This window comes from Zhongshania guokunii, assembly GCF_040892635.1.
Taxonomy (GTDB): Bacteria; Pseudomonadota; Gammaproteobacteria; order Pseudomonadales; family Spongiibacteraceae; genus Spongiibacter; species Spongiibacter guokunii.
This window is the reverse complement of record NZ_JBFRYA010000002.1, coordinates 214859-238076: the sequence shown is the minus strand read 5'-3', so window position 1 is coordinate 238076 and position 23218 is coordinate 214859. Positions and strand designations below refer to the sequence as shown.

At 52.3% G+C, this 23218-nt stretch carries 26 protein-coding genes; 14 read left to right on the top strand and 12 right to left on the bottom strand.

From position 1 onward, the window contains the following. Nucleotides 1–93 precede the first annotated feature (93 nt). The 3 genes from AB4876_RS03775 (at nt 94) to AB4876_RS03765 (ending at nt 2923) form a co-directional block, all read left to right on the top strand. Nucleotides 94–2127: a M3 family metallopeptidase gene (locus tag AB4876_RS03775; RefSeq protein WP_368380312.1), complete on the top strand. Its 2034-nt coding sequence runs from the start codon at nt 94–96 to the stop codon at nt 2125–2127. Between the two features lie 4 nt (nt 2128–2131). Further along, nucleotides 2132–2419 (top strand): YheV family putative zinc ribbon protein, encoded by a 288-nt coding sequence (locus tag AB4876_RS03770; protein ID WP_368380311.1) that lies wholly within the window; start codon nt 2132–2134, stop codon nt 2417–2419. A gap of 123 nt (nt 2420–2542) precedes the next feature. Further along, nucleotides 2543–2923 (top strand): SpoIIAA family protein, encoded by a 381-nt coding sequence (locus AB4876_RS03765; protein WP_368380310.1) that lies wholly within the window; start codon nt 2543–2545, stop codon nt 2921–2923. A gap of 313 nt (nt 2924–3236) precedes the next feature. Here the strand turns inward: AB4876_RS03765 and AB4876_RS03760 are convergent, their stop codons facing one another. From AB4876_RS03760 to AB4876_RS03730, 7 genes are all read right to left on the bottom strand, one after another. Further along, the gene (locus tag AB4876_RS03760) at nt 3237–4454 is read right to left on the bottom strand and encodes a saccharopine dehydrogenase family protein (RefSeq protein ID WP_368380309.1); all 1218 of its coding nucleotides are present in this window, start codon (nt 4452–4454) and stop codon (nt 3237–3239) included. Between the two features lie 185 nt (nt 4455–4639). Continuing rightward, nucleotides 4640–4807: a hypothetical protein gene (locus tag AB4876_RS03755; protein WP_368380308.1), complete on the bottom strand. Its 168-nt coding sequence runs from the start codon at nt 4805–4807 to the stop codon at nt 4640–4642. 129 nt (nt 4808–4936) lie between these two features. Continuing rightward, nucleotides 4937–5650 carry a ZIP family metal transporter gene (locus AB4876_RS03750; RefSeq protein WP_368380307.1) on the bottom strand — a complete coding sequence of 238 codons (714 nt, stop codon included), beginning with the start codon at nt 5648–5650 and terminating at the stop codon, nt 4937–4939. A 4-nt stretch (nt 5651–5654) separates the two neighbouring features. Next, nucleotides 5655–6386, bottom strand: coding sequence for an alpha/beta hydrolase (locus AB4876_RS03745; RefSeq protein WP_368380386.1), 732 nt, complete (start codon nt 6384–6386; stop codon nt 5655–5657). 182 nt (nt 6387–6568) lie between these two features. Further along, the gene (locus tag AB4876_RS03740) at nt 6569–6994 is read right to left on the bottom strand and encodes a CBS domain-containing protein (protein ID WP_368380306.1); all 426 of its coding nucleotides are present in this window, start codon (nt 6992–6994) and stop codon (nt 6569–6571) included. A gap of 311 nt (nt 6995–7305) precedes the next feature. Beyond that, entirely contained in the window at nt 7306–8169 is an 864-nt protein-coding gene (locus AB4876_RS03735; protein WP_368380305.1) for a pirin family protein, read from the bottom strand. A gap of 51 nt (nt 8170–8220) precedes the next feature. Further along, nucleotides 8221–8823, bottom strand: a complete 603-nt coding sequence (locus AB4876_RS03730) for an FMN-dependent NADH-azoreductase (protein WP_368380304.1) — start codon at nt 8821–8823, stop codon at nt 8221–8223. Nucleotides 8824–8938: 115 nt separating this feature from the next. On the opposite strand from AB4876_RS03730, the gene AB4876_RS03725 reads away from it, so the two are divergent. Then, nucleotides 8939–9835: a LysR family transcriptional regulator gene (locus tag AB4876_RS03725; RefSeq protein ID WP_368380303.1), complete on the top strand. Its 897-nt coding sequence runs from the start codon at nt 8939–8941 to the stop codon at nt 9833–9835. Between the two features lie 86 nt (nt 9836–9921). Continuing rightward, nucleotides 9922–10473 carry a DinB family protein gene (locus tag AB4876_RS03720; RefSeq protein ID WP_368380302.1) on the top strand — a complete coding sequence of 184 codons (552 nt, stop codon included), beginning with the start codon at nt 9922–9924 and terminating at the stop codon, nt 10471–10473. On the opposite strand, the gene AB4876_RS03715 is transcribed toward AB4876_RS03720, so the two are convergent. Continuing rightward, nucleotides 10470–11729 (bottom strand): MATE family efflux transporter, encoded by a 1260-nt coding sequence (locus AB4876_RS03715; protein WP_368380301.1) that lies wholly within the window; start codon nt 11727–11729, stop codon nt 10470–10472. The genes AB4876_RS03720 and AB4876_RS03715 overlap by 4 nt on opposite strands. Before the next feature lie 596 nt (nt 11730–12325). On the opposite strand from AB4876_RS03715, the gene coxB reads away from it, so the two are divergent. Genes coxB through AB4876_RS03695 form a run of 4 tightly spaced genes read left to right on the top strand, consistent with a single transcriptional unit; the run spans nt 12326 to nt 16663 of the window. Continuing rightward, a complete protein-coding gene (gene coxB / locus AB4876_RS03710) occupies nt 12326–13483 on the top strand; it encodes a cytochrome c oxidase subunit II (protein ID WP_368380300.1) in 1158 nt (385 codons plus the stop codon). An 11-nt stretch (nt 13484–13494) separates the two neighbouring features. Then, nucleotides 13495–15054 (top strand): cytochrome c oxidase subunit I, encoded by a 1560-nt coding sequence (gene ctaD / locus AB4876_RS03705; protein WP_368380299.1) that lies wholly within the window; start codon nt 13495–13497, stop codon nt 15052–15054. Between the two features lie 15 nt (nt 15055–15069). Then, on the top strand, nt 15070–15639 hold the full coding sequence (locus tag AB4876_RS03700) for a cytochrome c oxidase assembly protein (RefSeq protein WP_368380298.1): 570 nt from the start codon (nt 15070–15072) through the stop codon (nt 15637–15639). 40 nt (nt 15640–15679) lie between these two features. Next, nucleotides 15680–16663 carry a cytochrome c oxidase subunit 3 gene (locus AB4876_RS03695; RefSeq protein WP_368380297.1) on the top strand — a complete coding sequence of 328 codons (984 nt, stop codon included), beginning with the start codon at nt 15680–15682 and terminating at the stop codon, nt 16661–16663. Nucleotides 16664–16751: 88 nt separating this feature from the next. Here AB4876_RS03695 and AB4876_RS03690 read toward each other — a convergent pair whose 3' ends face one another. Then, nucleotides 16752–17003: a DUF2909 domain-containing protein gene (locus tag AB4876_RS03690; protein WP_368380296.1), complete on the bottom strand. Its 252-nt coding sequence runs from the start codon at nt 17001–17003 to the stop codon at nt 16752–16754. 53 nt (nt 17004–17056) lie between these two features. Here AB4876_RS03690 and AB4876_RS03685 point away from each other — a divergent pair, with 53 nt between their 5' ends. The 5 genes from AB4876_RS03685 to AB4876_RS03665 are packed head-to-tail and all read left to right on the top strand — an operon-like array spanning nt 17057 to nt 21093. Next, nucleotides 17057–17806, top strand: coding sequence for an SURF1 family protein (locus tag AB4876_RS03685; RefSeq protein WP_368380295.1), 750 nt, complete (start codon nt 17057–17059; stop codon nt 17804–17806). Then, nucleotides 17803–18423, top strand: coding sequence for a redox-active disulfide-containing membrane protein (locus AB4876_RS03680; protein WP_368380294.1), 621 nt, complete (start codon nt 17803–17805; stop codon nt 18421–18423). The genes AB4876_RS03685 and AB4876_RS03680 overlap by 4 nt, the downstream gene beginning before the upstream one ends. Nucleotides 18424–18464: 41 nt before the next feature. Beyond that, entirely contained in the window at nt 18465–19514 is a 1050-nt protein-coding gene (locus AB4876_RS03675; protein ID WP_368380293.1) for a COX15/CtaA family protein, read from the top strand. Continuing rightward, a complete protein-coding gene (cyoE, locus tag AB4876_RS03670) occupies nt 19511–20419 on the top strand; it encodes a heme o synthase (RefSeq protein ID WP_368380292.1) in 909 nt (302 codons plus the stop codon). Before AB4876_RS03675 ends, cyoE begins: the two co-directional genes overlap by 4 nt. Further along, on the top strand, nt 20419–21093 hold the full coding sequence (locus AB4876_RS03665) for an SCO family protein (protein ID WP_368380291.1): 675 nt from the start codon (nt 20419–20421) through the stop codon (nt 21091–21093). The genes cyoE and AB4876_RS03665 overlap by 1 nt, the downstream gene beginning before the upstream one ends. A gap of 52 nt (nt 21094–21145) precedes the next feature. Here the strand turns inward: AB4876_RS03665 and AB4876_RS03660 are convergent, their stop codons facing one another. From AB4876_RS03660 to AB4876_RS03650, 3 genes are read right to left on the bottom strand one after another with little or no spacing between them, the layout of a single operon-like run. After that, nucleotides 21146–21940, bottom strand: coding sequence for a metal ABC transporter permease (locus tag AB4876_RS03660; RefSeq protein WP_368380290.1), 795 nt, complete (start codon nt 21938–21940; stop codon nt 21146–21148). Further along, nucleotides 21933–22688 carry a zinc ABC transporter ATP-binding protein ZnuC gene (znuC, locus tag AB4876_RS03655; protein ID WP_368380289.1) on the bottom strand — a complete coding sequence of 252 codons (756 nt, stop codon included), beginning with the start codon at nt 22686–22688 and terminating at the stop codon, nt 21933–21935. The genes AB4876_RS03660 and znuC overlap by 8 nt, the downstream gene beginning before the upstream one ends. After that, a complete protein-coding gene (locus AB4876_RS03650; RefSeq protein ID WP_368380288.1) occupies nt 22681–23178 on the bottom strand; it encodes a Fur family transcriptional regulator in 498 nt (165 codons plus the stop codon). The genes znuC and AB4876_RS03650 overlap by 8 nt, the downstream gene beginning before the upstream one ends. Nucleotides 23179–23218 lie beyond the last annotated feature (40 nt).

Genomic DNA, 23218 nt, shown 5'->3' with positions numbered 1-23218 from the left:
TTCGCGGTATCGGCTTAAATACAGGCGCTAAGCGGCCAGTGGATTTGTTACACTGGGTGCATTCACTGCCATTATTACAGGGTTTCAGTTGTTATGACTGCCAATAGTTTACCGTTGTTTTCGAGTCTCGACCCCCAGCAATTAGCCGCCGACTGCGAGCAGCTATTAAATACCTCGCGCCAAGCCGTGGCAGCGGTGGTCGCCTGCGAGGCGACACCTAGCTGGCAAAATTTAATGGCGCCGCTGGAAGAGGTAGACGACAAAATTGGCCGTTTCTGGGCGCCGCTCAGCCACTGCCACAGCGTGCTAAGTGGCGATGCTTGGCGCAGTGCTTACAGTGCCTGCCTACCACTACTCACCGCGTATAACAGTGAAATGGGCCAAAACCGGCCCTTGTTTGAGCGGGTTAAAGCGCTGGCAGAAAGCGCCGAATTTGCCGGTTTGAGTGGCCCTCGTCAGCAGGCGGTCCGCCATATGCTTCGTGACTTTACCCTGTCGGGCGTGGCGCTAGAGGGCGACGACGCCACGCGTTTTTCGGCTATTGCTCAACGCCTCAGCGAGCTGTCTACCGCGTTTTCAAACAATGTGCTGGACGCTACCGACGGCTGGGAAAAGCTGATCGAATCGGCAGACGACTTAGCCGGCGTGCCGACAACAGTGCTGGATAATCTGCGCGAAGCGGCAACGGCTAAAGGCTTTAGCGGCTACCGTTTAAGCTTAGACATTCCCAGCTATTTACCCATTATGCAGTACGCCGACAAGCGCGAGCTGCGTGAGGAATTGTATAAGGCCTACGTTACCCGCGCCTCGGCACTTGGCCCCCAAGCAGGCAAGTGGGACAACGGCCCGCTGATGTTAGAAATTTTGCAGCTGCGCCAAGAGCAGGCGAAATTACTGGGCTTCGACAACTACGCAGCCTATTCGCTGGCCAGCAAAATGGCTGAGTCCAACGCCCAAGTAATTGCGTTTCTAGAAGAGCTAGCGGTTGCCAGCAAGCCCATGGCCGAGCGCGAATACGCCGAGCTAAAAGCCTTTGCTGCCGACCGTGGCGTTGACGATATGCAAGCTTGGGATGTGCCGTATTTTAGTGAGAAATTAAAAGAAGCCTCGTTTGCGATCTCCCAAGAAGATTTACGCCCCTATTTCCCCGCCGAGAAAGTCATTAGCGGTCTCTTCAAAATCACCGGCCAGTTATTTGATATCGACATCGCCGCGGTAGCGGATGTCGACCTTTGGCACGAAGACGGTCAGTGCTATCGCATCTCGCGCGGCGGCGAGGTGCTGGCGCATTTTTATTTAGACTTATACGCCCGCAACAATAAGCGTGGCGGCGCGTGGATGGCCAATGCGCGGGGGCGTCGCAGCCTAGACGACGGCACCGTGCAACAGCCAGTGGCGTTTTTGGTGTGCAATTTTTCACCGCCAACCAGCGAGCGTCCATCCTTGCTTACCCATAATGAAGTGACCACCCTCTTTCACGAATTTGGTCACGGCCTGCACCATATGCTCACCCAAATCGACTGCCTCAGCGTGTCGGGTATTAGCGGCGTGGCCTGGGACGCGGTGGAGCTGCCGAGTCAGTTCCTAGAAAACTGGTGCTGGGAAAAATCGGTGATTCCCGATATCTCCGCTCACTATCAGAGCGGCGAAGCGCTGCCCGTTGATATGCTCGATAAGCTGCTCGCCGCCAAAAATTTCCAGTCGGGCATGCAAATGCTGCGGCAGATCGAATTCTCATTATTTGATTTTAGCCTGCATATGCAGGCTGAGATTGGCAGCGAAGCCGAAGTGGATACGGTGCTCAACGGCATTCGCAAGCAAGTTGCCGTGAGCCAGCCTCCAGAATTTAACCGTTTTCAAAACAGCTTCTCGCACATTTTTGCGGGCGGCTACGCGGCGGGCTACTACAGTTATAAATGGGCAGAAGTCTTGTCTGCCGATGCGTTTTCGCTGTTTGAAGAGCAGGGCGTGATGAACCCACAGGTCGGCGAAAAATTCCGCCGAGAAATACTCGAGCGCGGCGGCTCCGAAGAGGCCGCTGTGCTGTTTAAAAACTTCCGGGGTCGGGCGCCAGCCAACGACGCCCTGCTGCGTCACGCCGGCATTACTGCCGGTAAAGGAGCTTAAGCGAATGGCTACCGTATTTAACCAACGCCGGTTTATCGCCGGCGCAGTGTGCCCAAAATGCGCTGAAATGGATAAAACCGTGATGTACCGCATTTCGGATCTTGAGCAAATTCGCGAGTGCGTGCGCTGCGGTTTTAAAGAATCGATTCGCGATGACACCGGCAAAATCGAAGAACCAGCCACCCGCGTGAACACCCCGCGACTGGGTGAGCCAGCGCTGGCCCACGAAGATGAAATACACGTGGTTTCGCTTATCGACCCCCGCGAAGGCAAAGTTCGCAAGGATCATTAATTGTCCTTGCTGCATGGTGGCTAGCACCCAGTGCAGGGATAAGCGGTAAAAATTACATGTTTGGGAACGCATTTCCAAGCAGCAAGCCTATACTTGCAGTAATGAATTAATGGAGGAATAAAAATGCTGGAGTTGTTACCCCTTCCCTTCGCCCATATTGTGGGTGTCAGGGTATCCGGCAAGGTCAATCACACCGATATTGAAACCATCTTAGCCGAGGTTGAGCGCAAGCTTGCCAGCGAAGAGTATTTAGGTGTGCTCATCGAACTTGAACATTTCGACGGCTTCACAATTCGGGGGCTGTTTAAAGAATTTAAATTCTTAAGCAAGTATATAAACCGCCTTACCCGCACCGCCATTGTTGGTGAGCCGCGCTGGTTTAATCGAGGCACTGAGCTAATAAAGCGGGTATACCCCAATATCGAAATTGAACACTTCATTCCCCTGCAAAAAGACGAGGCCCTGCTGTGGGTGAGTGAGCGCGACGCGGGTACGTTTGGCTAAACACGGCCAGTACAAAATACTGTAAAGATAGCAGCGCGGGCCTTATAAACATTCTGGTTTATTGCTGGCCGCGCTGCTTTCTCGCATCACTAATGCCGCCCGAATTACTAATATTGTTATAGCCTGCTCGCCTCCGGACTCTTCGCTAAATAATTTCCGAGCTTTCCAGTTTCGCTACTTGGTTCTTGCGCTGTATCGGGATCTCTTAAAGCCTCAGTGGATATAAAATCTCTTTTGCCGGCTAAGCCCCGCCACTTTATAAGTGCTAGGGCCGCCAGTTACTGAGTGAATTTAGGTGAGGCTTCAGCGCTAATTATTCAATTACGCTAAAGCTGAGGCCGGAGTAGGCTTTAAGACGATCGATTAGGGTGTCGCCAAAGCAGCTGGCTGGGGTTAGTAGGCCGCCGCTAACGTCGCTTTTAGTAATATCGCGAGCAAGGCAAATACTGGCTTGACCAAGCATTTTAGCGGTGGAACCGTAGCCTGGGTCGCGGTCGCCGGTAACTTTGCAGACGAGGGTTTTGCCCTTGGCGGTGCTGCCGTAAAAGCGCAGATCGTAGTGGCCATTTTGCTGGTCTTCTGGGCTGGGGCCTTCGCCGGGTGCGGGTAGCAGTCGCTCTAACAACCAGCGGCCGGGTTTGAGGCTAGCGGTGACCATAAAGCCTGCTAAGCCGCCGCCCATGGCGGTGGCCCGGAGGCGGCCGCCAATACCGGTGCCGACTTGCATGGCCTCGTCGTATAAAAAGGGCTTGGCGTAGGCTTGTTTAAGCAGGAAGTTAGAGCGCTGCACAACGCGGGTATTTATAGCCGCCATAATAAAGGGAATGGTCCACGAGTTTGAGGTGGTATCAAACTGGGCGAGACCGGGGTTGATTTGGCGAGTCTTGTTGCTCTCACCGGGACAGAGCGAATAGGGGTCGGCCATTTCTTTGCGCAGCGCGGGATTGCCCGCCGCTTCTTTCATTACATTGATGAGGCTGGCAAAGGTGCCGCCAGACAATCCGCCCTTGGCGGCTTTAACCCGCATCTGAATTTTATTACAGCTTTCGCCAAACAATTCTTGGCTCTGTTGCTGGGTGTAGAACACGCCTAGGTCTGAAGGAATTGAGTCAAAACCGCAGCAGTTGACGATGCGCGCGCCAGAGGCTTTGGCGGTGTCGTTGTAACGGTCTACCATTTGGCGAATCCACTGTACTTCGCCGGTGAGGTCGCAGTAATCGGTGCCGGTTTCGGCGCAGACTTTAAGCAGGGTTTCGCCGTAGAGGGCGTAGGGACCAACGGTGGTGGTAACTACCCGAGTTTGGCCGCACAAATTGCGCAAGGCAGTTTCGTCGCTGGCATCGGCAATGATGATGTCGAGGTCGGCTTTACCAATTTTGGTTTTAACGGTTTCAAGCTTGCTGGCAGAGCGGCCGGCAATGGCCCAGCGCAGTGCGGGTTCTTCTTTGCAGCCGGCAAGGTAATTACAGAGTATTTCGCCCACAAAACTGCTGGCGCCGAAGATCACGATATCGTATTTATACTCTGCCATTGGTCTTATCTCACTCTTGATGTTAGAAGGTTTATTGTTAGACCTTATAGCTCGTTAAACGCTAGCCGTTGCTCGCAAAGCGCGTTGTGACGGACTTGGGTCTGAATTTAGCCTTGAGCTTAGCACCATTTGTTCACTGTCAACATTGCTTCTTAAGAATGGCGGCTATAAGTGACAGCAATACCCTATTGGTAGTGCGGGGTATTGGCCTTGCACTGGCTGCGGTCTTCGTCGTTGAGGACGCGTTCGCACTCTTGCAGGCGCCACTCCCGCGACTGATCGTAATGTGAGGTGCCACAGGCGCTCAGTGTTGCTAGGGGTAGCAGCGACATTAGCAGAAAAAACAAGCGCATAGGTTTTTGGCCTCTTTATAAAATACGGGTATTGGCAAAGCTTTGAGCGGCTTGCGCTGTCATTGTCGCCTGCCGTTGATAGTGATTACTACACAGCATACACGGCTGCAAATTCTTCTGCGCTACTGGCTAATGCGTAAAGAGGGTGCCGAGCATGGCCAGCGCAAACCCGATTACCGCCGCGAGGGGTGGGCTACGGTGTTTGCGTAGTGGAACCTGCGGGGCGATGTCTTGAAAAATCAGGTATAAAATTCCGCCGCTGGCAATGAGCAGAATAGCGCCCAAAATGTTTGGTAATTCACCGAGAAAATAATAGCCCGTCGCCCCAAAGAGCGGCCCCAACGGAATGAGTGCGAGCATCATCCACAGTACTTTTTTCCGCGAGGAGCCGGCATCACACAATTCTTGGTAAGCGTTAAAGCCCTCAGGTAAATTTTGCATACCAATCAGTACTGCGAGCAATACCGTGCTGTCGGCGTCTGCTGCGGCGAGCCCGCCCAGCGCGAGTGACTCGGGTATAAAATCGAGGAGCATGCCGGTAAATTGCGGTGCGGCGTGGCGATGTATGTCTAGGTAGCGCTCTAAACCGTAAAACAGCAGGCCGCCGCCCAGTAGTAAGGCGGTCGCCCAGATGGAATAGTTCATGTGTTTCAATGCCTCAGGCACCAGTACCATGGCCACCGCGCCGAGTAAAATACCCGCCCCCAGCGCAATAATGGCGTGCCTAAATTCCTTCGCCAGCCAGCGCCGCCGAATATTGCTATGGCTGGCAATATAGCCGCCTAGTGGAATGCAGGCGCCACCGGCGGCGGTGAGTAAGATTATTTGGCTAAGACTCGGCATATATTTATTTTGCAGGTTTGAGAAAGGCGCCGAGTGCGGGATTTAGCCCGCGCATAAACGCCTCTACTTGATGAGTGTAAGTGTTGTTGTCGCCAAGGGTGGCGTTAATTTGATGGTGACTAAGGTTTGCGCGAATTAACGTTGCCGATACCCCGAGCTGCTCGGCCTTGATCGCTAGGCTTTGCGCTTGGGGGCAGCTGTCGTCGCGCTGGGTGGAACAGATGAGCGCGATGGGTTTTACGTCTTTGTTCAGGTGTTCAAGGGCGGAGACTTTTTGCCAATACGCGGGTGAGGTGCCAAAGGCTTTGTCGTAAAACCGCGAGTGGGTTTGCTGCATAATAAGGCTAACGTCGAGGGCGGCGCTGTCTAGCCATACGCTGCCTAAAATTGGGCTGAGCTGAAGATGGTCGCTAAGGGTGCTGTCGGTCGCCAACAAAGACACCAAATGCGCCCCAGAGGAGTGGCCCATAAGAATAAATTTACTGGCATCGGCGCCCCACTCTGCGCTGTGGCTCTGGGCGTATGCTAGTGCCTTGGCAACGTCGGCGGCTTGGGTATAGGGATCGGCGGTGGGCAATAGCCGGTAATTAGTAGATATAAACACCCAGCCCTGCTTCAGCCAGCGCCGCACTTTAGTTTTTACTACGCTGTGATTGGTTTTGTCGCCAATGCGCCAGGCACCGCCGTGCACCATAAAGATAACCGGCCGTCCAGTTTGGGGGGGCGGCCGGTAAATACACGTCTAGCACCTGCGCTGGGTCTGGGCCGTAATGGAGGTTGCTAAGGGTGTTGCTGTGCGCGGCTTGGCTAAATAGGCCTAGGCAAAGCAGTGCTGCGGCCCAAAACTGGCTGGTCATGGTCGACTTCCTTGCTATTGCGCCGCTGTGGTTGCGCCACGGCCGGCGCAGGGCTTAGGTCTTAAAGTTTGTCGTTCGGCAGATCGCAGCTCGCGCGGTTGGCCCAGAGTGAGGCCAATATGGCGCTGCGGGTAATTAGGCCAATCAGCTTGCCGTCTTCGGTGACCGGATAAGACTTGGGCTTGAGCTTACCCATTTGCTGGGCCAGGTCTATAATCGATGAGTCTGCTTCCACGGCTAATACTTCGCGGCTCATCACGTCATCTACCAGTGGCGCGCCCTCGCAGTGGTAGCTGCTAACGAGCACTGAGTGAATGCAGTCTTGCTCCGAGACAAAGCCAACCAACTCACGCTGGTCATTAATAACCGGTAGTCCAAACACGCCGAATTTTAGTAGGGTTTCTACTACTTCGCCGAGATCGGTGCCCTGTTTAACCGCTGGCGACGGCGATTTCATGACGTCGCGTACTAACATTGATGTAGTCATAAATCACTCCGTAGTTGTAGTGCAAGGTGGGGTGCAAGTTTTAGCCCACCTTGCGATGCAGTATTAGCTGCAGGTGTTGAATGGCGAATATAGCTCGCCTTAATTCATAGCGTAAACATATTAAAAGCAATGATATTAAAAGTTTTTTACTATTAATTGATTTGTCCTTGCTTTGGGTCTTTAGCTTACGCTTATTTTGAGTATGGCATGCAGTTTTTGAAAAAGTGCAGTATTAGGGGGTTTTTGAATGCGATGGTCTAAACGGCATCTATGCCGGTGCAAAGATGCCTGAAGTTTACTTAGCGAATCGCCTAGGCGCTGGTTAAGACGCCGTCGCGATAATCGCGCATGGCCTGTTCGATTTCCTCGCTGGTATTCATCACGAAGGGTCCGTACTGCACTATGGCTTCGCCAATGGGTCGCGCCGCCAGCAACAGTAAGCGGGTGTCGCCGTTGGCGCTAAGCACTAGCTCCTCGCCTTGGCTGAGCAACGCGCTGTTGGTGCAGGGTATTGCCCGATCATCAATGTGCGCTTCGCCTTCATACACGTAGATAAACGCATTGTGGTCCTTGGGTAAATTAATGCGACTGCGCTGCCCTGCTTTGAGCCTGAGGTCGATATAAATTGGGTCGGTACTCATGTTCTGGCCGTCTAGGCCATTGATATAGCCGCGCACTGAATTACCGTCGAGCTGGCATTGACCGGCAATCAAAATGGCCTCGCCACCGCTGCCAAGCGGGTGACGCGGAATTTTGGCCGCGGGAATATCCTCGTAATGGGCGGGGCGCATTTTTTCTGCCGCGGGCAGGTTTATCCACAGCTGAAAACCACGCATCCGGCCAGCGTCTTGCTGGGGCATCTCGGAGTGAATCACGCCTCTGCCGGCGGTCATCCACTGCACGCCGCCGTCTTTGAGGTGGCCCTTATTGCCGAGGTGATCCTCGTGCAGCATATGGCCGTCGAGCATATAGGTGACGGTCTCGAAGCCGCGATGGGGATGCGAGGGGAAGCCCGCTAAATAGTCGGCGGGCTCGTCCGAGAAGAACTCGTCCAGCATCAAAAACGGGTCGTGGCGGGCCGCCTGCGACTGCCCTAGGCTGCGCTTGAGCTTAACACCGGCGCCGTCCGAGGTAGCTTGCGCGGGTATGATTCGAGACACGCTGCGATTAGTCATAATGCTGCTCCTATACCAATGTTGAGGCTACTGCCCGGCGGTGTATTGAGCTTAGGCTGCTTTTTGGCGAATGAGGTCTTGGGCGGCCACCAGTGCTTGTTCAGCAACATCGCCGCCCATATTTAGGCCCTCGGCATAAACAAATTCGATATCTTTTATGCCCATCAAGCCAAGAATATGACGCAGATAAGCGCTCTGGGTATCCATGGCGGTGCCTTCGTATTTGCCGCCGCGGGCCGCAAAAATATAGACCTTTTTGTTTTCTAGCAGACCTTCTGGGCCGTTCGCGGTGTAGCGAAAGGTTTCGCCGGCGCGGGCAACGTGGTCTATATAGGCTTTAAAGGTAGATGGCACGCCAAGATTATAAAGCGGCATGCCAAGCACAATAATGTCGGCGTCGCGCAGTTCATTAATCAAGGTGTCGGACTCGGCGACCACTGCTTGTTGGGCGGTATCGCGCTCGGCGGCGGGGGTGGTGAGCGCGGCAAAGCGCTGGCCGTCGAGGTGCGGCAGTGGATCGGCGTGCAAGTCGCGGCGTAAAAGCTGGGTGGCGTCGCTATTGGCTTGTAATTGGGTAACAAAGTCATTGGCCATCTTGCTGGATTGACCCTGCTCGCCAAATAAGCTGCTATTAATCTGGAGAATGGTTTTCATATCGTGTAACCCCTTTTGGTCGTGGACAATTACTTGTTGTTGAGGCCATTAAACTATTGATAAAGTTGTTTAAAAAGCGCAATTTATTGGCTTAAACAATCAAGAATATTGATGTATGAGCGGACCTAGAACCAGTCTTGAGCAGTGGCACTGCTTTTTAGCGGTGGTAGACGAAGGCAGCTATGCCCGCGCCGCTGAGGTATTGCATAAAAGTCAGTCGGCGGTGACCTACACCATTCAAAAAATGGAGGAGCAGCTGGGGGTGCGAGTATTTGAAATTCGCGGCCGCAAAGCTGAGCTTACTGAGGCGGGGCAAATGCTCTATCGCCGTGGCCGGTCACTGATTGACGAGGCCTTGCGCCTTGAAAAGTCTGCTAAGTCGGTGGCTGCGGGCTGGGAGCCGCAATTGCGTATTGTGTGCGACACCTTGTTTCCCTCGGCGGTGATGTTGGATTGCCTCGAAGATCTCAGCGCGCACTGCCCCGATACCCGTATTGAATGTGTTGAGTCGGTGCTAAGTGGCGCCGAAGAAGCCTTGCTGGAGCGGCGCTGCGATGTGGCAATAACCGGCATTGTGCCGCCGGGCTTTTTGGGTGATCACTTGCTGCGGGTGAAGTTTATGGCCGTGGCCCAGCGTGACCACCCGCTTCATCAATTGGGACGAAATTTAGACTACCGCGATTTGCGACCTTTTCGGCAGGTGGTGGTGCGAGACTCTGGGGTGCGCCGCCAGCGGGATTCGGGCTGGTTAGATGCTGTGCAAAGATTAACCGTAAGCCGCATGGAGACCTCAATTAACGCGGTGGCCAGAGGCGTCGGCTTTGCCTGGCTGCCAGCGGTGGCAATGCGTGAGGAGTTGGCGAGCGGTTTAATCAAGCCGCTGCCGATGATCGAGGGTGGCGAGCGCCATGCCGATTTGTTTTTAATATTGCCCAATCGCGATTTAGCGGGCGCGGCCGCGCTGCGCTGCGAGGCCTTTATTAAAGACGCGGTGGCAAATTTAGTGTGTTAATACCGAAAAACGAATAGTTAAAAGCCGCGACCTTATTGCTAGGGCTTGGTCTTAACGGTGTGATTACATGGGTGGAGAGCACGGTCATGAGTCGTCAGCAGCAGTTTGCATTAATGGGCCGGTATAACCGCGATATGAACCAGCGTCTGTTTGCCGCTGCCAGCAAGCTTGAAGATAGCCAGCTGCGCAGTAATATGGGCGCGTTTTTTCAGTCGATATTGGGCACCCTCAACCATCTCTATGTGGCCGATGTGATGTGGGTGAAACGGTTTGCGGCGGGGCCATTTGCAGGGGCAAGTTGTTTAGGTAGTGTGGCCGCAATAGCGAAGCCCACGGCCTTAAATCAAATGATCTATGCAGATTTGGATGCCTTCCTGCCCGCCCGCAAAAGTCTAGACGTAATGATTTGCAGCTGGACCGAGGCTTTACAGGAGCTAGATTTAGATCGCCCGTTTACCTATCAAAACAGCAAAGACGCTGATTTTTGCAAACCCTTTGGCTTGGTTCTGCAGCACTTCTTTAATCATCAAACCCACCATCGGGGTCAATTGACTACTCTGCTCAGTCAGCAGGGGGTGGATGTTGGCATTACTGATTTACTGCTGTGGATAGATGAGGTGGCGCCGGAGGCGGGCTAGTTGAGCGGCTTTAGTATTGCCGGTTTGAGCAGGGCGCCTAGGCTCACACTGCGGGCCAGATTAAACGCGCAGAAGCTCAGCCATAGGCCGTGATTGCCAAGATCTTTGCTCAGCAGCCACACCGGCAGATAAATCAGGATAACACTGGCTAGCATGGTCCACTGCATTGCCTCGGTTTTGAGGGCACCAATAAATACGCCGTCTAATAAATAGCTGGGCGCGCACAGCAGTGGTAGCACGATCAACCAAGCATAATGGCCGCTGGCAATGTTGCGCACTGCCTCGATATCGGTCATTAGGTTTAAGACCTGCCTCTCCCCAAGCCAGAGCAGCAGGCTGGCGCCCAGCGCGGTAGCGAGGCAGTAGCGGGCGCAGCACACAACGATTTTTAGCAGTGCATCGCGCCGGCCTTGAGCAAAGGCTTCGCCAATAAGGGCTTCGGCGGCGTGGGCGAAACCATCCATGCCGTAGGCGCTAACCAGCATCAATTGCAGCAAGATGGCGTTGGCGGCCAGCGTGGCTTGGCCAAAGCTAGCGCCTTGGGCGGTAAAAAACGCAAAGCTAAATAGCAGCGCCGCAGTGCGAATAAAGAGGTGCACATTGCTATTGAGGAGCTGCTTAAGCGCGGGACCATATTGCCAGCTGCGGCGCAGGCCGTGGCCGAGAGTTGCTATTAGGGCGTCGCGCACCGCCCACAGACCAATCGCGAGCCCGCAATACTCGCTGATGGCGCTGGCGAGTGCGGCGCCATCGCTGCTCATGTCGAGGCCAACAATAAACACATAGTCTAGTGCGATGTTCACGCCATTGGTGGCCACGGCAATAACCAGCGGCCAGCGAGTTTGCTGGCGCCCTATTAGCCAGCCAACAATGACATAGGTGCACAGCACCGCCGGGGCGCTAAACAGGCGGATGTGCAAATAGCTTTGGGCGAGCTCAATTAGTGAAGCTGGGGTGTTCATCAGTCGCAGGCCGATATTGCTCAGTGCAATGCCTCCCAGCCAAATAAATGCGGCAATGAGCAAACTGAGGGCGGCGGCCTTGACTAGTAGGGCGTTGGCGTCTTGGGGTTTGTGGAGGAGCTGAGCGCTGGCGCCAGTAGTGCCCATACGCAAAAAACCAAAGCCCCAATAAAGAAAGGCCAGTAGGCTGGTACTGATCGCCACTGCGCTCAAATAACGGCTGTCGCTGAGGTGCCCTAGAATGGCGGTGTCGACCAATCCCAATAAAGGCACCGACAAATTTGCCAATATCATTGGCCACGCAAGTGCCCAGACGCGGGCGGCGATCTCGGACTGAGGTTCTGGCCTTGTATCTGATTGCATTGTGATCGGCGTGGGCCTATTTAGACGGTAATTCCGCGCCGGCCTAGGCTGCAGCGCAAGTGCGTTGTGCTTGCTTGGCCCGCACTTCGCGAGGAAGCGAAGCTACGGCGCACAATAATGGGGCTAAGTCTGGGCGAGTTTACAATTACTAACAATTAGTTTTTTGTCTATATCTAGTGGTTTGCGCGCGGTTTGAGCACTTTAGTTAGTATTGTAACGGTTATTTAACGCGCAAGAAGTGCGCAGTCTCTAGGCTTTAGTGCTCAGCGCAGTAGCGCTGGTGTATTCATCGGGTTTATAATTGCGGCGTTTTGTCGCACCCAAAGCGGTCCTAGCGGGTTTGCGTTACACAAATTAATAGATAAACGTCTAAATTCGACCTCCAGAGGCCGGCTTAGTGGCGTTTATCTATGCCTGTTTAAGAGTGTAATTTAACGATTGCGTTCCGTAGCGGGGTAAAGTTTGTGTGTTGCAGCTGCAGATTTAGCGGCGGGGTCTTTATTCAACTATACATGGAGACACGGGAGATGTATTTACAAGCGAGACGGCTTTTAAAGCTGGCGCTTAGTCCTGTGCTAATGCTGCTAAGCCTTTTTAGTACCGGCGCATGGGCCGAAGAGGGCGCGCGTTGGCAAACTAATATGACCCCTGGAATCACCGAGGTTGGTCATCAAATTTACGATTTGCATATGTGGGTTTTCTACGTCTGCGTCGTAACTGGGATTTTGGTTTTTGGTGTGATGTTTTACTCGGTATTTGCATACCGTAAAGACCGTCACCCAGAGCCAGCGACCTTCCACGAAAATACTAAAGTGGAAATCGTTTGGACTATCGTGCCGTTTTTGATTCTGTTGATCATGGTGGTTCCTGCCACTAAGACACTGATCGAAATCTATGACACCGATGATGCCGAGCTCGATATCCTCATCACTGGCTACCAGTGGAAGTGGAAATACGAATACATCAATCCAACCGGCGACAATGTTAGCTTTTTCTCGAATTTGCTGACCGACGGTGCAGAAATTGCTAACACTGAAGAAAAGGGTTCTAACTATTTGTTAGAAGTCGATGAGCCAGTGGTTATCCCCGTCAATAAGAAGGTTCGCTTCTTAGTGACTGCCAATGACGTATTGCACGCATGGTGGGTACCTGCACTAGCTGTTAAGCGCGATGCAATTCCTGGTTTCATCAACGAAGCGTGGACTAAAGCGACTGAAACCGGTGTATACCGTGGTCAGTGTGCTGAGCTTTGCGGTCGCAACCACGGCTTTATGCCGATTGTTGTAAACGTGGTTGAAGAGCCTGAATACACTGCGTGGCTGGCTGAAAAGCAGGCTGCCGCTGCCGAAATCAAAGAGCTGATGGCGAAAGATTTCAGCTTGGATGAGTTGGTTGCTCGCGGTAAGAATGTTTACACCAGCAGCTGTTCAGCTTGTCATGGCGCCAACGGTGAAGGTGGCGTTGGTAAGGCAATTGCAGGTAGCCCAATAGCAACTGGCCCTATGAAAGATCATATGGAAGTTGTTGTTCACGGCGTGCCTGGCACTGCTATGCCGGCGTTTGGTAGTCAGCTTAACGAGGTTGATCTTGCTGCGGTTATCACTTACCAGCGCAACTCGTTTGGCAACAACATGGGTGACATGTTGCAGCCAGTTGACATTTACAAATTCAAGAAAGGTCAGTAGGGGGATACACCATGGGTGCTCATCACGGACCTGCTAAAGGTTTAACTCGGTGGTTATTTACCACCAACCACAAAGACATCGGTTCGATGTACTTGTGGTTCAGCTTTGCGATGTTCCTGCTTGGCGGCTCGTTCGCCATGATTATTCGCGCTGAATTGTTCCAGCCTGGCCTGCAGATTGTGCAGCCAGAGTTCTTCAACCAGATGACGACCATGCACGGTCTTGTCATGGTCTTCGGCGCCATTATGCCTGCCTTCGTTGGCTTGGCTAACTGGATGATTCCGCTGATGATCGGTGCGCCAGATATGGCTCTGCCACGGATGAACAACTGGAGTTTCTGGATACTGCCACCAACATTCTTGCTGTTGGCATCTACCCTGCTGATGGATGGTGGCGGTCCTAACTTCGGTTGGACGTTCTACGCGCCACTATCAACAACTTATGCGCCACCAAGTGTGACCTTCTTTATATTTGCGGTTCACGCCATGGGTATTTCGTCGATCATGGGTTCTATTAACATTATTGCTACCATCGTAAACATGCGCGCGCCTGGCATGACTTACATGAAGATGCCAATGTTTGTATGGACGTGGTTGATTACTGCCTTCTTGCTAGTCGCGGTTATGCCGGTTCTGGCTGGCGCGGTAACCATGATGTTGATGGATATTCACTTCGGTACTAGCTTCTTCTCTGCCGCTGGTGGCGGTGACCCAGTACTGTTCCAGCACGTGTTCTGGTTCTTTGGTCACCCAGAAGTTTACATCATCATCCTGCCTGCTTTTGGTGTGGTATCTGAAGTTATCCCGACCTTCTCGCGCAAGCCGCTGTTCGGTTATGACTCTATGGTTTACGCAACAGCGTCGATCGCTTTCCTGTCGTTCATCGTATGGGCTCACCATATGTACACGGTTGGTATGCCGATTGCTGGCGAACTGTTCTTCATGTACGCCACGATGCTGATCGCAGTACCTACTGCTGCAAAAGTGTTCAACTGGGTTACGACCATGTTCAAGGGTTCGATTACTCTTGAAACGCCTATGTTGTTTGCGATTGCTAAAGTCTTCTTGTTCACCGTTGGTGGTTTCTCCGGTCTGATGCTGGCAATTGCACCGGCTGACTTCCAGTACCACGACAGCTACTTTGTTGTTGCCCACTTCCACTACACCATGGTTGCTGGTGCGATCTTTGCGCTGTCTTCTGCTGTGTACTACTGGCTGCCAAAGTGGACCGGTAAGATGTACAACGAGACCATGGGTAAGACCCATTTCTGGATCTCGTTTATCGGCTTCAACCTGACCTTCTTCCCGCAGCACTTTGTGGGTCTGGCGGGTATGCCGCGTCGTATCCCTGATTACAACCTGATGTTTGCCGACTTCAACATGATGTCGTCCATCGGTGCGTTTATCTACGGTTCTAGCCAGCTGCTGTTCTTGTTCAACATTGTTAGAACAATTACTCATGGCAAGCCAGTTACTGACGCGAAAGTTTGGGAAGGTGGTACAACTCTGGAATGGACAGTGCCTTCGCCTGCGCCATACCACACCTTCACTACACCGCCAGAATTGAAATAAAGAGGCTCGTGTAACATGGCGCAAGCGACAGACAAAAACATAGCTAAACTCAGTGTTAAGTTACTGGGTTTGGTAGTGGTGATGTTTGCCTTTGCCATGTGGGTGATGCCCCCACTTTATAATGCACTTTGTGAGGTGTTGGGCATCAACGGTAAAACCGGCCGGCAATACACGGTTGTAGATAGTCAGATCGATACAAGCCGTACCGTAAAGGTGCAGTTTGTTGCGCAAAATAATGAAGCAATGCCTTGGGAGTTTTCGCCTAACACCAGTCAAGTTGAGGTTCACCCCGGTGAGTCCGCGACGGTAACGTACTTTGCAAAGAACACGCAGGATCGTTACATGGTGTCACAGGCAATTCCCAGTCTTGTTCCGTCCCGCGCCGCTGAGTATTTTCATAAAACCGAATGCTTTTGCTTTAACCAGCAGCCGCTGGCCGCAGGAGCCGACGCCGACTTGGCGTTGCAGTTTATTGTTGATCGCGATTTACCTAAAGATATCCATGTGATTACCTTGTCCTACACGATATTTGATGTAACCGAGATGGCCGCAAAACAGGACTCTGTTGCGGCGGCGTCTAAATAGTAAGAGAGTTTTTCTCTAGCGAGAAAATGGAGACTTAACAATGGCAGGTCAAAGCAAAACCGGGTATGAAACATACTACGTACCCGACAGTAGTAAGCTTGCTGTAAGTGCGACGATAGGCATGATTACCACCGTTTACGGTGCATCTAGCTTTATCAACGACAACAGCTACCGCCCCGGTGAAGAAACTAATTCCGGCTTTATTCTATTTGCTGGTTTAGCTTGGCTCGCCGCGACGTTGTTCATGTGGTTTAGCATCACTATTAAAGAGAACCGCGCTGGTATGAACAGCGCACAGCTCAAGCACTCCTACGTGCTAGGCATGCAATGGTTTATCTTTTCAGAAGTGATGTTCTTTGGCGCCTTCTTTGGTGCGCTGTTCTATATCCGTAACTTGGCTGGGCCGTGGTTGGCGGGTGAAGGTGAAGCGGGTGCAATGAATGGCTTGTTGTGGCCCGGTTTTGAATACAATTGGCCACTGCTAACAACGCCTCAGGATGCGATCGGTGGTGTTCAGGCCCAGGCTGCTGCTGGCCACTTGGCTAATAACGGTGAATTTACTGGCGCTGAAAAGCACTTGTCTTTCCCTGGCTTTGCCAATATTGCCCACTGGTTGCCACTGTATAACACGGTCATTCTTTTAGCTTCGAGCTTTACCTGCCACATTGCTCACGTGGCAATGAAGCAGAATGATCGCAAGAAGTTTAATCTGTGGTTGTTCATTACTGTCGCAATGGGTATTACCTTCCTGTACTTGCAGTACATGGAATACCACGAAGCCCTGTTTGAATACGGCATTCACCTGAACAGCGGTGTTTACGGTACTACCTTCTTCATGTTGACCGGTTTCCACGGTTTCCACGTGGCGATGGGTACCTTCATGCTGCTGGTGCAGTGGTTGCGTTCAACTAGCAAAGGCCACTTCAGCGCTAGCGACCAGTTTGGCTTTGAAGCCTCATCTTGGTACTGGCACTTTGTTGACGTGGTTTGGGTCTTCTTGTTTATCTTTGTTTACATTATCTAAGCATACGCTGCTGACGAGACGGTAACGCTGGCCGTTAAGGTTTATTTGCTTTGCAAATAGACCTTAACGGCCAAGTCGTTTCAGGGTATTAAGGAGCTTGTTGGATTACCGCGTCAGATTTCATGTGACGTTGATCCCACGGTGCTTTTGACCCCAGTTGTCCGGTGTAAAAACCGTAGACAATAAAGCCCATCAGCAATACGGCCAGTGCAAGGCGAACACTCAGTGATTGCCAAGTGCGCATTGTTTTACCTTGATCTTGGATGAGGAAAAACAGGCCGCTGAACAGGCTAATCACTAGCCCTATGAAAAGTACGACAATGACAACTTTTAACCACATGCTGGCGATTCTCCATAATTGTTCGCCGCAGTATACACAATAGGATTTGAAAAATGGCGGCTTCGCCCAGCAGATTCCAATGGCAGTTTGACTGGAAGTCGCTGCTGGTGATCGTGCTGATTTTGCCGATTCTCCTGAGTTTAGGATTTTGGCAGCTGAACCGCGCAGATGAAAAAGCCGCCCTACTCGCTGATTTTGAGCAGCGTCGAAATTTCGCGCCAGTGGCAATTGGCGGCTTGGCAGAATACCCCAATTATCTGCCGGTTTTCGCGCTTGGTGAGTTTGACGCTGAGCGCTATTGGCTATTGGATAATCGCATTTCTCATGGTCGATTCGGATATGAGATAATGGCTATTTTCACTTTGACCGATGGCCGCGAGCTGTTAGTCAATCGCGGCTGGATTGCCGGTGATCGCGCGCGTCAGATTTTACCGGCTATTGCGATACCGAGTGGCACGGTGAAAATTGCCGGTGAGTTGTACCGCAATACCGAAAAGGCCTTTAGTTTAGGTGTCGAGCCGGTGGCGGCTGCATGGCCTCGGCGTCAGCAGTGGTTAGATATTGACGATCTTGGTGGTGAATTTCCGGACTTGCTGCCAACCACATTACGGCTGGCTGGCGACAGTGTTGGCGCCTTAGAAATTGAGCGCGTGGTCGTTAATGTTACGCCCGCCAAACATACCGGTTACGCAGTGCAGTGGTTCGCGATGGCGTTTGCGCTGGGGCTGATATTTATTTTTCGCAATAGCAATTTAGGCCTGTGGCTGAAGCGGAGTAAAAGCAATGAGAGCAACAAACAATGACAACATTGAGTGACAATAAGCGCAGTAAAAAACTGCTAAGCATTATTTTGGCAATTCCAATCGCTGTAATCCTTATTTCTAGCGCGGTTTTTTACCTAGCCAAACAAGACATTATCTCCTTCACCACGGTGAATCGTGGCACCTTGATCAACCCACCAATGCAGCTGGGTGATCTGCACCCGCTGCGCAGTGACGGTGGCGAATTTCTGTTTAATCGCGCTGAATCTCGCTGGGTATTTATGGTTGTTGGTGGTCGCGAATGCCGCGATGCCTGCGAGCGGATGCTCTATCTTACTCGTCAGACTCATACTGCAATGGGTAAGAAAGTAGATCGAGTGGAGCGTATTTACCTCGCGGTAGATGGCCCGCTTTCGCCTGAGTTGCGCGATTTTCTCGAAGCCGAGCACAGCGACATGACCGTGTTGCAGGCAGATGGCTCGGCCTTTTTAAAGGGCTTAAAAAATCTTGAAATAAATCCCTTTGATGCAAGTACGTTTTACGTAGTCGATCCAATGGGCTGGGTGATGATGTATTATCGCGCCGCCGATATGGAACAGCTCACCCTGACCACTTTGGGCAAGGACGTCCTGAAAGATACGGGGCGCCTGATTAAGTAGTTGGCGCGAACTATGTGTTAGAAAACAGACGGTATTGAACGATGGCTCTATTTAATACAGCAGCACAGCGCAAGGCAGGGTTTAGGCTCACTTTTATATCCTGCCTTGTCGCGGTAATAGTTTTGGCGATGGGGGTATTTACCCGCCTTGCTGACGCTGGTTTAGGTTGTCCAGACTGGCCGACCTGCTACGGTCATGTGCTGTGGCCGAGTGCAGATCATGAGGTGGCTCGTGCGAATGAGGCGTACCCTGATATGCCTGTGGAACACGATAAAACTTGGCCAGAAATGATTCATCGTTATTTAGCGTCAAGCCTGGGTCTGTTAACAATTGGTATTGTTATTTTCTCGCTACGTAAACGTGACCCCGAGCAGCCAATGAAGCTGCCGATTTTTATTTTAGCCTTTATTATTTTGCAGGGTATGTTCGGCATGTGGACGGTCACCTTAAAGCTGTGGCCGCAGGTGGTGACCTCGCATTTACTCGGTGGCTTTACCACCCTGAGTTTACTGTGGCTGCTAACGCTTCGCTTAAATAATCAGCGCTGGCAGCTGCCGGCAATTAACGAGGCTAAGTTACAGGCTTTAAAGCCACTAGTGCTGATCGGGCTGGTGATTGTGGTTTGCCAGATCGCCTTAGGCGGCTGGACAACATCAAATTACGCTGCCATTGCTTGCCCAGATTTTCCGCAGTGCCAAGGCGCTTGGTTGCCGCCAATGAATTTTGGTGATGGCTTTAATGTAAACCAGCATATTGGCCCGAATTATTTGGGCGGCACAATGGACAATGCTGCGCGGGTCGCGATTCATTTTAGTCACCGGGTTGGCGCCATGGTAACGGGGCTGTATTTATTATTTTTATTCTTTAAATTGCGGCAACTCGGTATTGCTCCGGCACGGAAATCGGCTGGTGTGATGCTTGCTATCTTGGCGCTGCAAATTGGTTTAGGTATTAGCAATATTGCGTTTAGCTTCCCGATTAATGTCGCTGTCGCTCACAATCTTGTTGGTGCGTTTTTATTGCTTAGCCAGGTAACAATTTGTTATTTGGTCTTTACAGCGGCGGTAATCCGCGGGGGAATTCGGGTATGACACAGCCACAGTCGGCGGCAAACTGGCGGGATTATTACGAGCTCTGTAAACCCAATGTGGTTTTACTGATGCTACTAACCTCGGTGATTGGCATGTTTATGTCGGTGCCCGGGATGGTGCCGTGGAATGCCCTTATTTTTGGTAATCTCGGTATTGCCTTGTGTGCGGCAGCCGCAGCGGCGATCAATCATTTGGTCGACAGCCGTATCGATTTAGAGATGGCGCGTACCCACAATCGCCCTATTGCGCAGGGTCGTGTAACGAACCGCAATGCTGGCATTTTTGCGGCTATTATCGGCAGCGCCGGCATGGCGATTTTACTTATTTTAGTTAACCCGCTTACTGCGTGGCTGACCCTTGCCTCCCTGCTTGGCTATGCGGTGGTTTATACCCTGTATTTGAAGCGTGCGACGCCACAAAATATCGTGATCGGCGGCATTGCCGGTGCCGCGCCGCCGCTATTAGGTTGGACTGCGGTGACCAATGAAATCCACGGTCACGCCCTGCTGTTGGTGTTAATTATTTTTATTTGGACGCCACCGCATTTTTGGGCTTTGGCAATTCATCGCCGCGACGATTACGCCAAAGTTGATATTCCCATGTTGCCGGTTACTCATGGCATTGCGTACACTAAATTGCACACCCTGCTCTACACCATCTTATTATTTGTGGTTACCTTGCTGCCCTTTGCCACTGGGATGAGCGGCTCCCTGTATTTGCTAGGCGCAGTTTGTTTGGGCGCAGGCTTTTTGTATTGGTCGATTGTTTTATTGCGGGGTAACAACCCGAAAGCGCCGATGGCGACGTTTAAGTACTCCATTATTTATCTAATGGCGCTGTTTATGATCATGCTCTTAGATCATTACTTATTACCGGCAATGACTATTTTTGAGGTTGAGCTTTAATGACTGACGAAACGCAACATAGCGAGTCTGCAGCGGCAGTGCGGCAGCGCGGTATACGAATGACGGTACTGGCGATTGTTAGCGTTGGCGTTATCTTGGTGGCGGGCTTTTTTTATGCCGCTACACGGGCGCGAATGATGACCGCTGAGGAGCTTAAATCTCAGGGTGCATATCTATACGAAAACCCACGTATGCTACCTAATTTTAGCTTGCTCAATGACCGTGGCGAAACTCTGACCCCGATTTCGCTCGAAGGGACGTGGAGCTTGGTGTTTTTTGGGTTTACCTACTGCCCAGACGTGTGCCCCACTACTCTTGCGCAGCTCAAGGCGTTTTATCAAGAGCTGACGCCAGAGGTACAAGCAGATACGCAGATTTGGCTGGCCAGTGTTGATCCGGCTCGCGACACTCCAGAGCAATTGCACAGTTATTTGGATTTTTTTCATCCCGCTTTTCGCGGCATTACCGGTGACTTTTTAGAGATTCACCGCTTTGCGACATCGCTGAATATTCCTTTTACCAAGGTGCCTGGCGGCGGTAGTAACTACCAAGTTGAGCACAGTGCCAATGTGGCTTTGATTAATCCCAAGGGGCACTCGGTGGGTTTCTTTAAGGCGCCGCTGGAAATTACGAAGCTTAAGCGGGCGTATCTGTCGATTCGGGAATATAACTAATCGACATTGTCCCTCGTAGATAAGGCCAAGTCACAGGCCTTATCTTTTGTGATTAGCTGCTACGCCGGTAGCCCGGCGCGAGTTGTCCCAGTACAAATAAACAGCCCGCCCCCAATACAATACTCGGTCCTGCAGGGGTATCCCAATACCACGCGCCAGCCAATCCACCACACACTGCCAGCGCACCAACGAGCGCGGCAATAAGCGCCGCTTGCTCTGGACTGCGCGCGACTCTGGCGGCCGCCGAGGCGGGAATAATAAGCATGGCAGTAATCAACAATACGCCAACTATCTTCATTGCTACGGCGACCGTCGCAGCTACCATTAGCATTAATAGGAGCTTTAGTCGTTTCACGGGCAGGCCTTCAATTTCGGCCAGTTCGGCGTGGGCGCACAGGGCGACAAGTGCTGGCCAGTAGCGCCACAGCAGACCTAATACCAAGGTGCAGATCAAGGCCAAGTTAATTAAGTCTTCGCGGATGATGGCGAGCAAATCACCGAATAAAAAGGCGTTGAGATCTAGGCGTTGATTGTCGATAAACGATAGGCAAACTAGGCCTAGTGCCAAGCTGCTGTGGGACAGGATGCCCAGCAGGCTGTCGAGGGCGATATTGCGCCACCACTGCAGGGCGAATAATAAACCGGCAATCAAAAGGCAGGTAACCAGCACGCTGTACTGTAGGTTAGCTTGCAGGGCCAAGCCGAGGGCGAGACCAAGCAGTGCTGAGTGCGCGAGCGTGTCGCCGTAATAGGCCATGCGCTGCCAAGTGACGAGTGCGCCAAGGGGGCCGCACACCGTGGCGACTAATAAGCCCGCGACTAAGGCGTAAAGTAAAATATCAATCATGGTGATGGTGCTCGCAAACCACGTCGCCGTGAATATCGTGCTGATGGTCGTGGTCGTGTTGGTAGAGCGCCACTGCCTCGGCGTGGCGACGGCCAAATAGGGCTAAGTACTCTGGGTCGCTGCTGACTTGCTCCGGATGACCGTGACAGCAAATGTGCTGGTTGAGGCAGATAACGGTGTCGGTCTGCGCCATTACCCAGTGCAGGTCGTGGGAGACCATGAGTACCGCGCAGCCCAGCTCGTCGCGCAGGGCATTAATCAGCTCGTATAATTCGGTTTGACCACTTATATCCACGCCTTGCGCGGGTTCGTCGAGTACCAGTAAATCTGGGCGGCTAAGCAAGGCGCGGCTGAGCAATACACGCTGGGTTTCGCCGCCAGAAATATCGTGCAGGGGGCGATGCCGCAAATGGCTGATACCGGTTCGGGCTAGCGCGGCATCGATTTGCTGGCGTTTGGGTTTGGCCATGGCCAAAAACCGCGCGACACTGAGTGGCATCAAGGGGTTGAGGGTAAGTTTCTGGGGCATATAACCAATGCGAAGCCCCTGGCGGCGATAGATGCTACCACTGTCAGCCTTGCTTAGCCCAAGTGCAACTTTGATCAGCGTGCTTTTGCCGGCGCCGTTAGGGCCAATAATGGTCATAATCTGTTTGGCGTTGAGGCTTAAGCTAATGTCATTGAGTAGGCTTTGTTGTTGGTGCTTGAGCGAAACATTGTGCAAGCTAAGTAGTGGGGAGTCATTCATGTACTGATTCTCCCTGGGGTTTGTGGTGGCATTGGGCGCAGTAGCCAACCACTTCTACGCTGGCGGTTTCTACCGTAAATGCCTGCTGGGCGGCGGCGGCTGCAATAGCCGGGTTGATCAGTTTGGCGTCTAATTCAGTGGCGATCTGGCATTGCCTGCAAATCAGAAAATGGCCCTGATGAGCGTCGCCAGGGTCGCTGCAGCCAACAAAGGCATTGAGTGATGCAATGCGATGCACAAGGCCGTTATCGAGCAAAAAATCTAAGGCGCGATACACTGTTGGTGGCGCGGGGCGGCGAATAGATTCTTTTGCTAGCTCCTCAAGAATGGTATAAGCCCCTACCGGTTGGTGGTTTGCCCACACGGTGGCTAGCACGAGCTCGCGAATTCGGGTGAACTTGAGGTTGCGCTGTTGACAGAGTTCTCGGGCGCGGAGCAAGGCGTCATCAATGCAGTGTTGATGGTTATGCTGGTGGCTAAGGTCGTGCATCGCTTTGGGGCGTCCGAGCAGTTTTAATAAAAATATAATG

Excerpts from the sequence above, each read along its gene's own strand:
- AB4876_RS03650 (WP_368380288.1), bottom strand. The coding sequence starts at position 23,178 with ATGCACGACCTTAGCCACCAGCATAACCATCAACACTGCATTGATGAC.
- znuC (WP_368380289.1), bottom strand. The coding sequence starts at position 22,688 with ATGAATGACTCCCCACTACTTAGCTTGCACAATGTTTCGCTCAAGCAC.
- AB4876_RS03715 (WP_368380301.1), bottom strand. The coding sequence starts at position 11,729 with ATGATATTGGCAAATTTGTCGGTGCCTTTATTGGGATTGGTCGACACC.
- AB4876_RS03675 (WP_368380293.1), top strand. The coding sequence starts at position 18,465 with ATGGCTCTATTTAATACAGCAGCACAGCGCAAGGCAGGGTTTAGGCTC.
- AB4876_RS03735 (WP_368380305.1), bottom strand. The coding sequence starts at position 8,169 with ATGACTAATCGCAGCGTGTCTCGAATCATACCCGCGCAAGCTACCTCG.
- AB4876_RS03720 (WP_368380302.1), top strand. The coding sequence starts at position 9,922 with ATGAGTCGTCAGCAGCAGTTTGCATTAATGGGCCGGTATAACCGCGAT.
- AB4876_RS03750 (WP_368380307.1), bottom strand. The coding sequence starts at position 5,650 with ATGCCGAGTCTTAGCCAAATAATCTTACTCACCGCCGCCGGTGGCGCC.
- AB4876_RS03695 (WP_368380297.1), top strand. The coding sequence starts at position 15,680 with ATGGCAGGTCAAAGCAAAACCGGGTATGAAACATACTACGTACCCGAC.
- AB4876_RS03730 (WP_368380304.1), bottom strand. The coding sequence starts at position 8,823 with ATGAAAACCATTCTCCAGATTAATAGCAGCTTATTTGGCGAGCAGGGT.
- AB4876_RS03680 (WP_368380294.1), top strand. The coding sequence starts at position 17,803 with ATGACAACATTGAGTGACAATAAGCGCAGTAAAAAACTGCTAAGCATT.
- AB4876_RS03665 (WP_368380291.1), top strand. The coding sequence starts at position 20,419 with ATGACTGACGAAACGCAACATAGCGAGTCTGCAGCGGCAGTGCGGCAG.
- AB4876_RS03740 (WP_368380306.1), bottom strand. The coding sequence starts at position 6,994 with ATGACTACATCAATGTTAGTACGCGACGTCATGAAATCGCCGTCGCCA.
- AB4876_RS03725 (WP_368380303.1), top strand. The coding sequence starts at position 8,939 with ATGAGCGGACCTAGAACCAGTCTTGAGCAGTGGCACTGCTTTTTAGCG.
- AB4876_RS03685 (WP_368380295.1), top strand. The coding sequence starts at position 17,057 with ATGGCGGCTTCGCCCAGCAGATTCCAATGGCAGTTTGACTGGAAGTCG.
- AB4876_RS03775 (WP_368380312.1), top strand. The coding sequence starts at position 94 with ATGACTGCCAATAGTTTACCGTTGTTTTCGAGTCTCGACCCCCAGCAA.
- AB4876_RS03690 (WP_368380296.1), bottom strand. The coding sequence starts at position 17,003 with ATGTGGTTAAAAGTTGTCATTGTCGTACTTTTCATAGGGCTAGTGATT.
- AB4876_RS03660 (WP_368380290.1), bottom strand. The coding sequence starts at position 21,940 with ATGATTGATATTTTACTTTACGCCTTAGTCGCGGGCTTATTAGTCGCC.
- ctaD (WP_368380299.1), top strand. The coding sequence starts at position 13,495 with ATGGGTGCTCATCACGGACCTGCTAAAGGTTTAACTCGGTGGTTATTT.
- AB4876_RS03760 (WP_368380309.1), bottom strand. The coding sequence starts at position 4,454 with ATGGCAGAGTATAAATACGATATCGTGATCTTCGGCGCCAGCAGTTTT.
- cyoE (WP_368380292.1), top strand. The coding sequence starts at position 19,511 with ATGACACAGCCACAGTCGGCGGCAAACTGGCGGGATTATTACGAGCTC.
- coxB (WP_368380300.1), top strand. The coding sequence starts at position 12,326 with ATGTATTTACAAGCGAGACGGCTTTTAAAGCTGGCGCTTAGTCCTGTG.
- AB4876_RS03770 (WP_368380311.1), top strand. The coding sequence starts at position 2,132 with ATGGCTACCGTATTTAACCAACGCCGGTTTATCGCCGGCGCAGTGTGC.
- AB4876_RS03765 (WP_368380310.1), top strand. The coding sequence starts at position 2,543 with ATGCTGGAGTTGTTACCCCTTCCCTTCGCCCATATTGTGGGTGTCAGG.
- AB4876_RS03700 (WP_368380298.1), top strand. The coding sequence starts at position 15,070 with ATGGCGCAAGCGACAGACAAAAACATAGCTAAACTCAGTGTTAAGTTA.
- AB4876_RS03755 (WP_368380308.1), bottom strand. The coding sequence starts at position 4,807 with ATGCGCTTGTTTTTTCTGCTAATGTCGCTGCTACCCCTAGCAACACTG.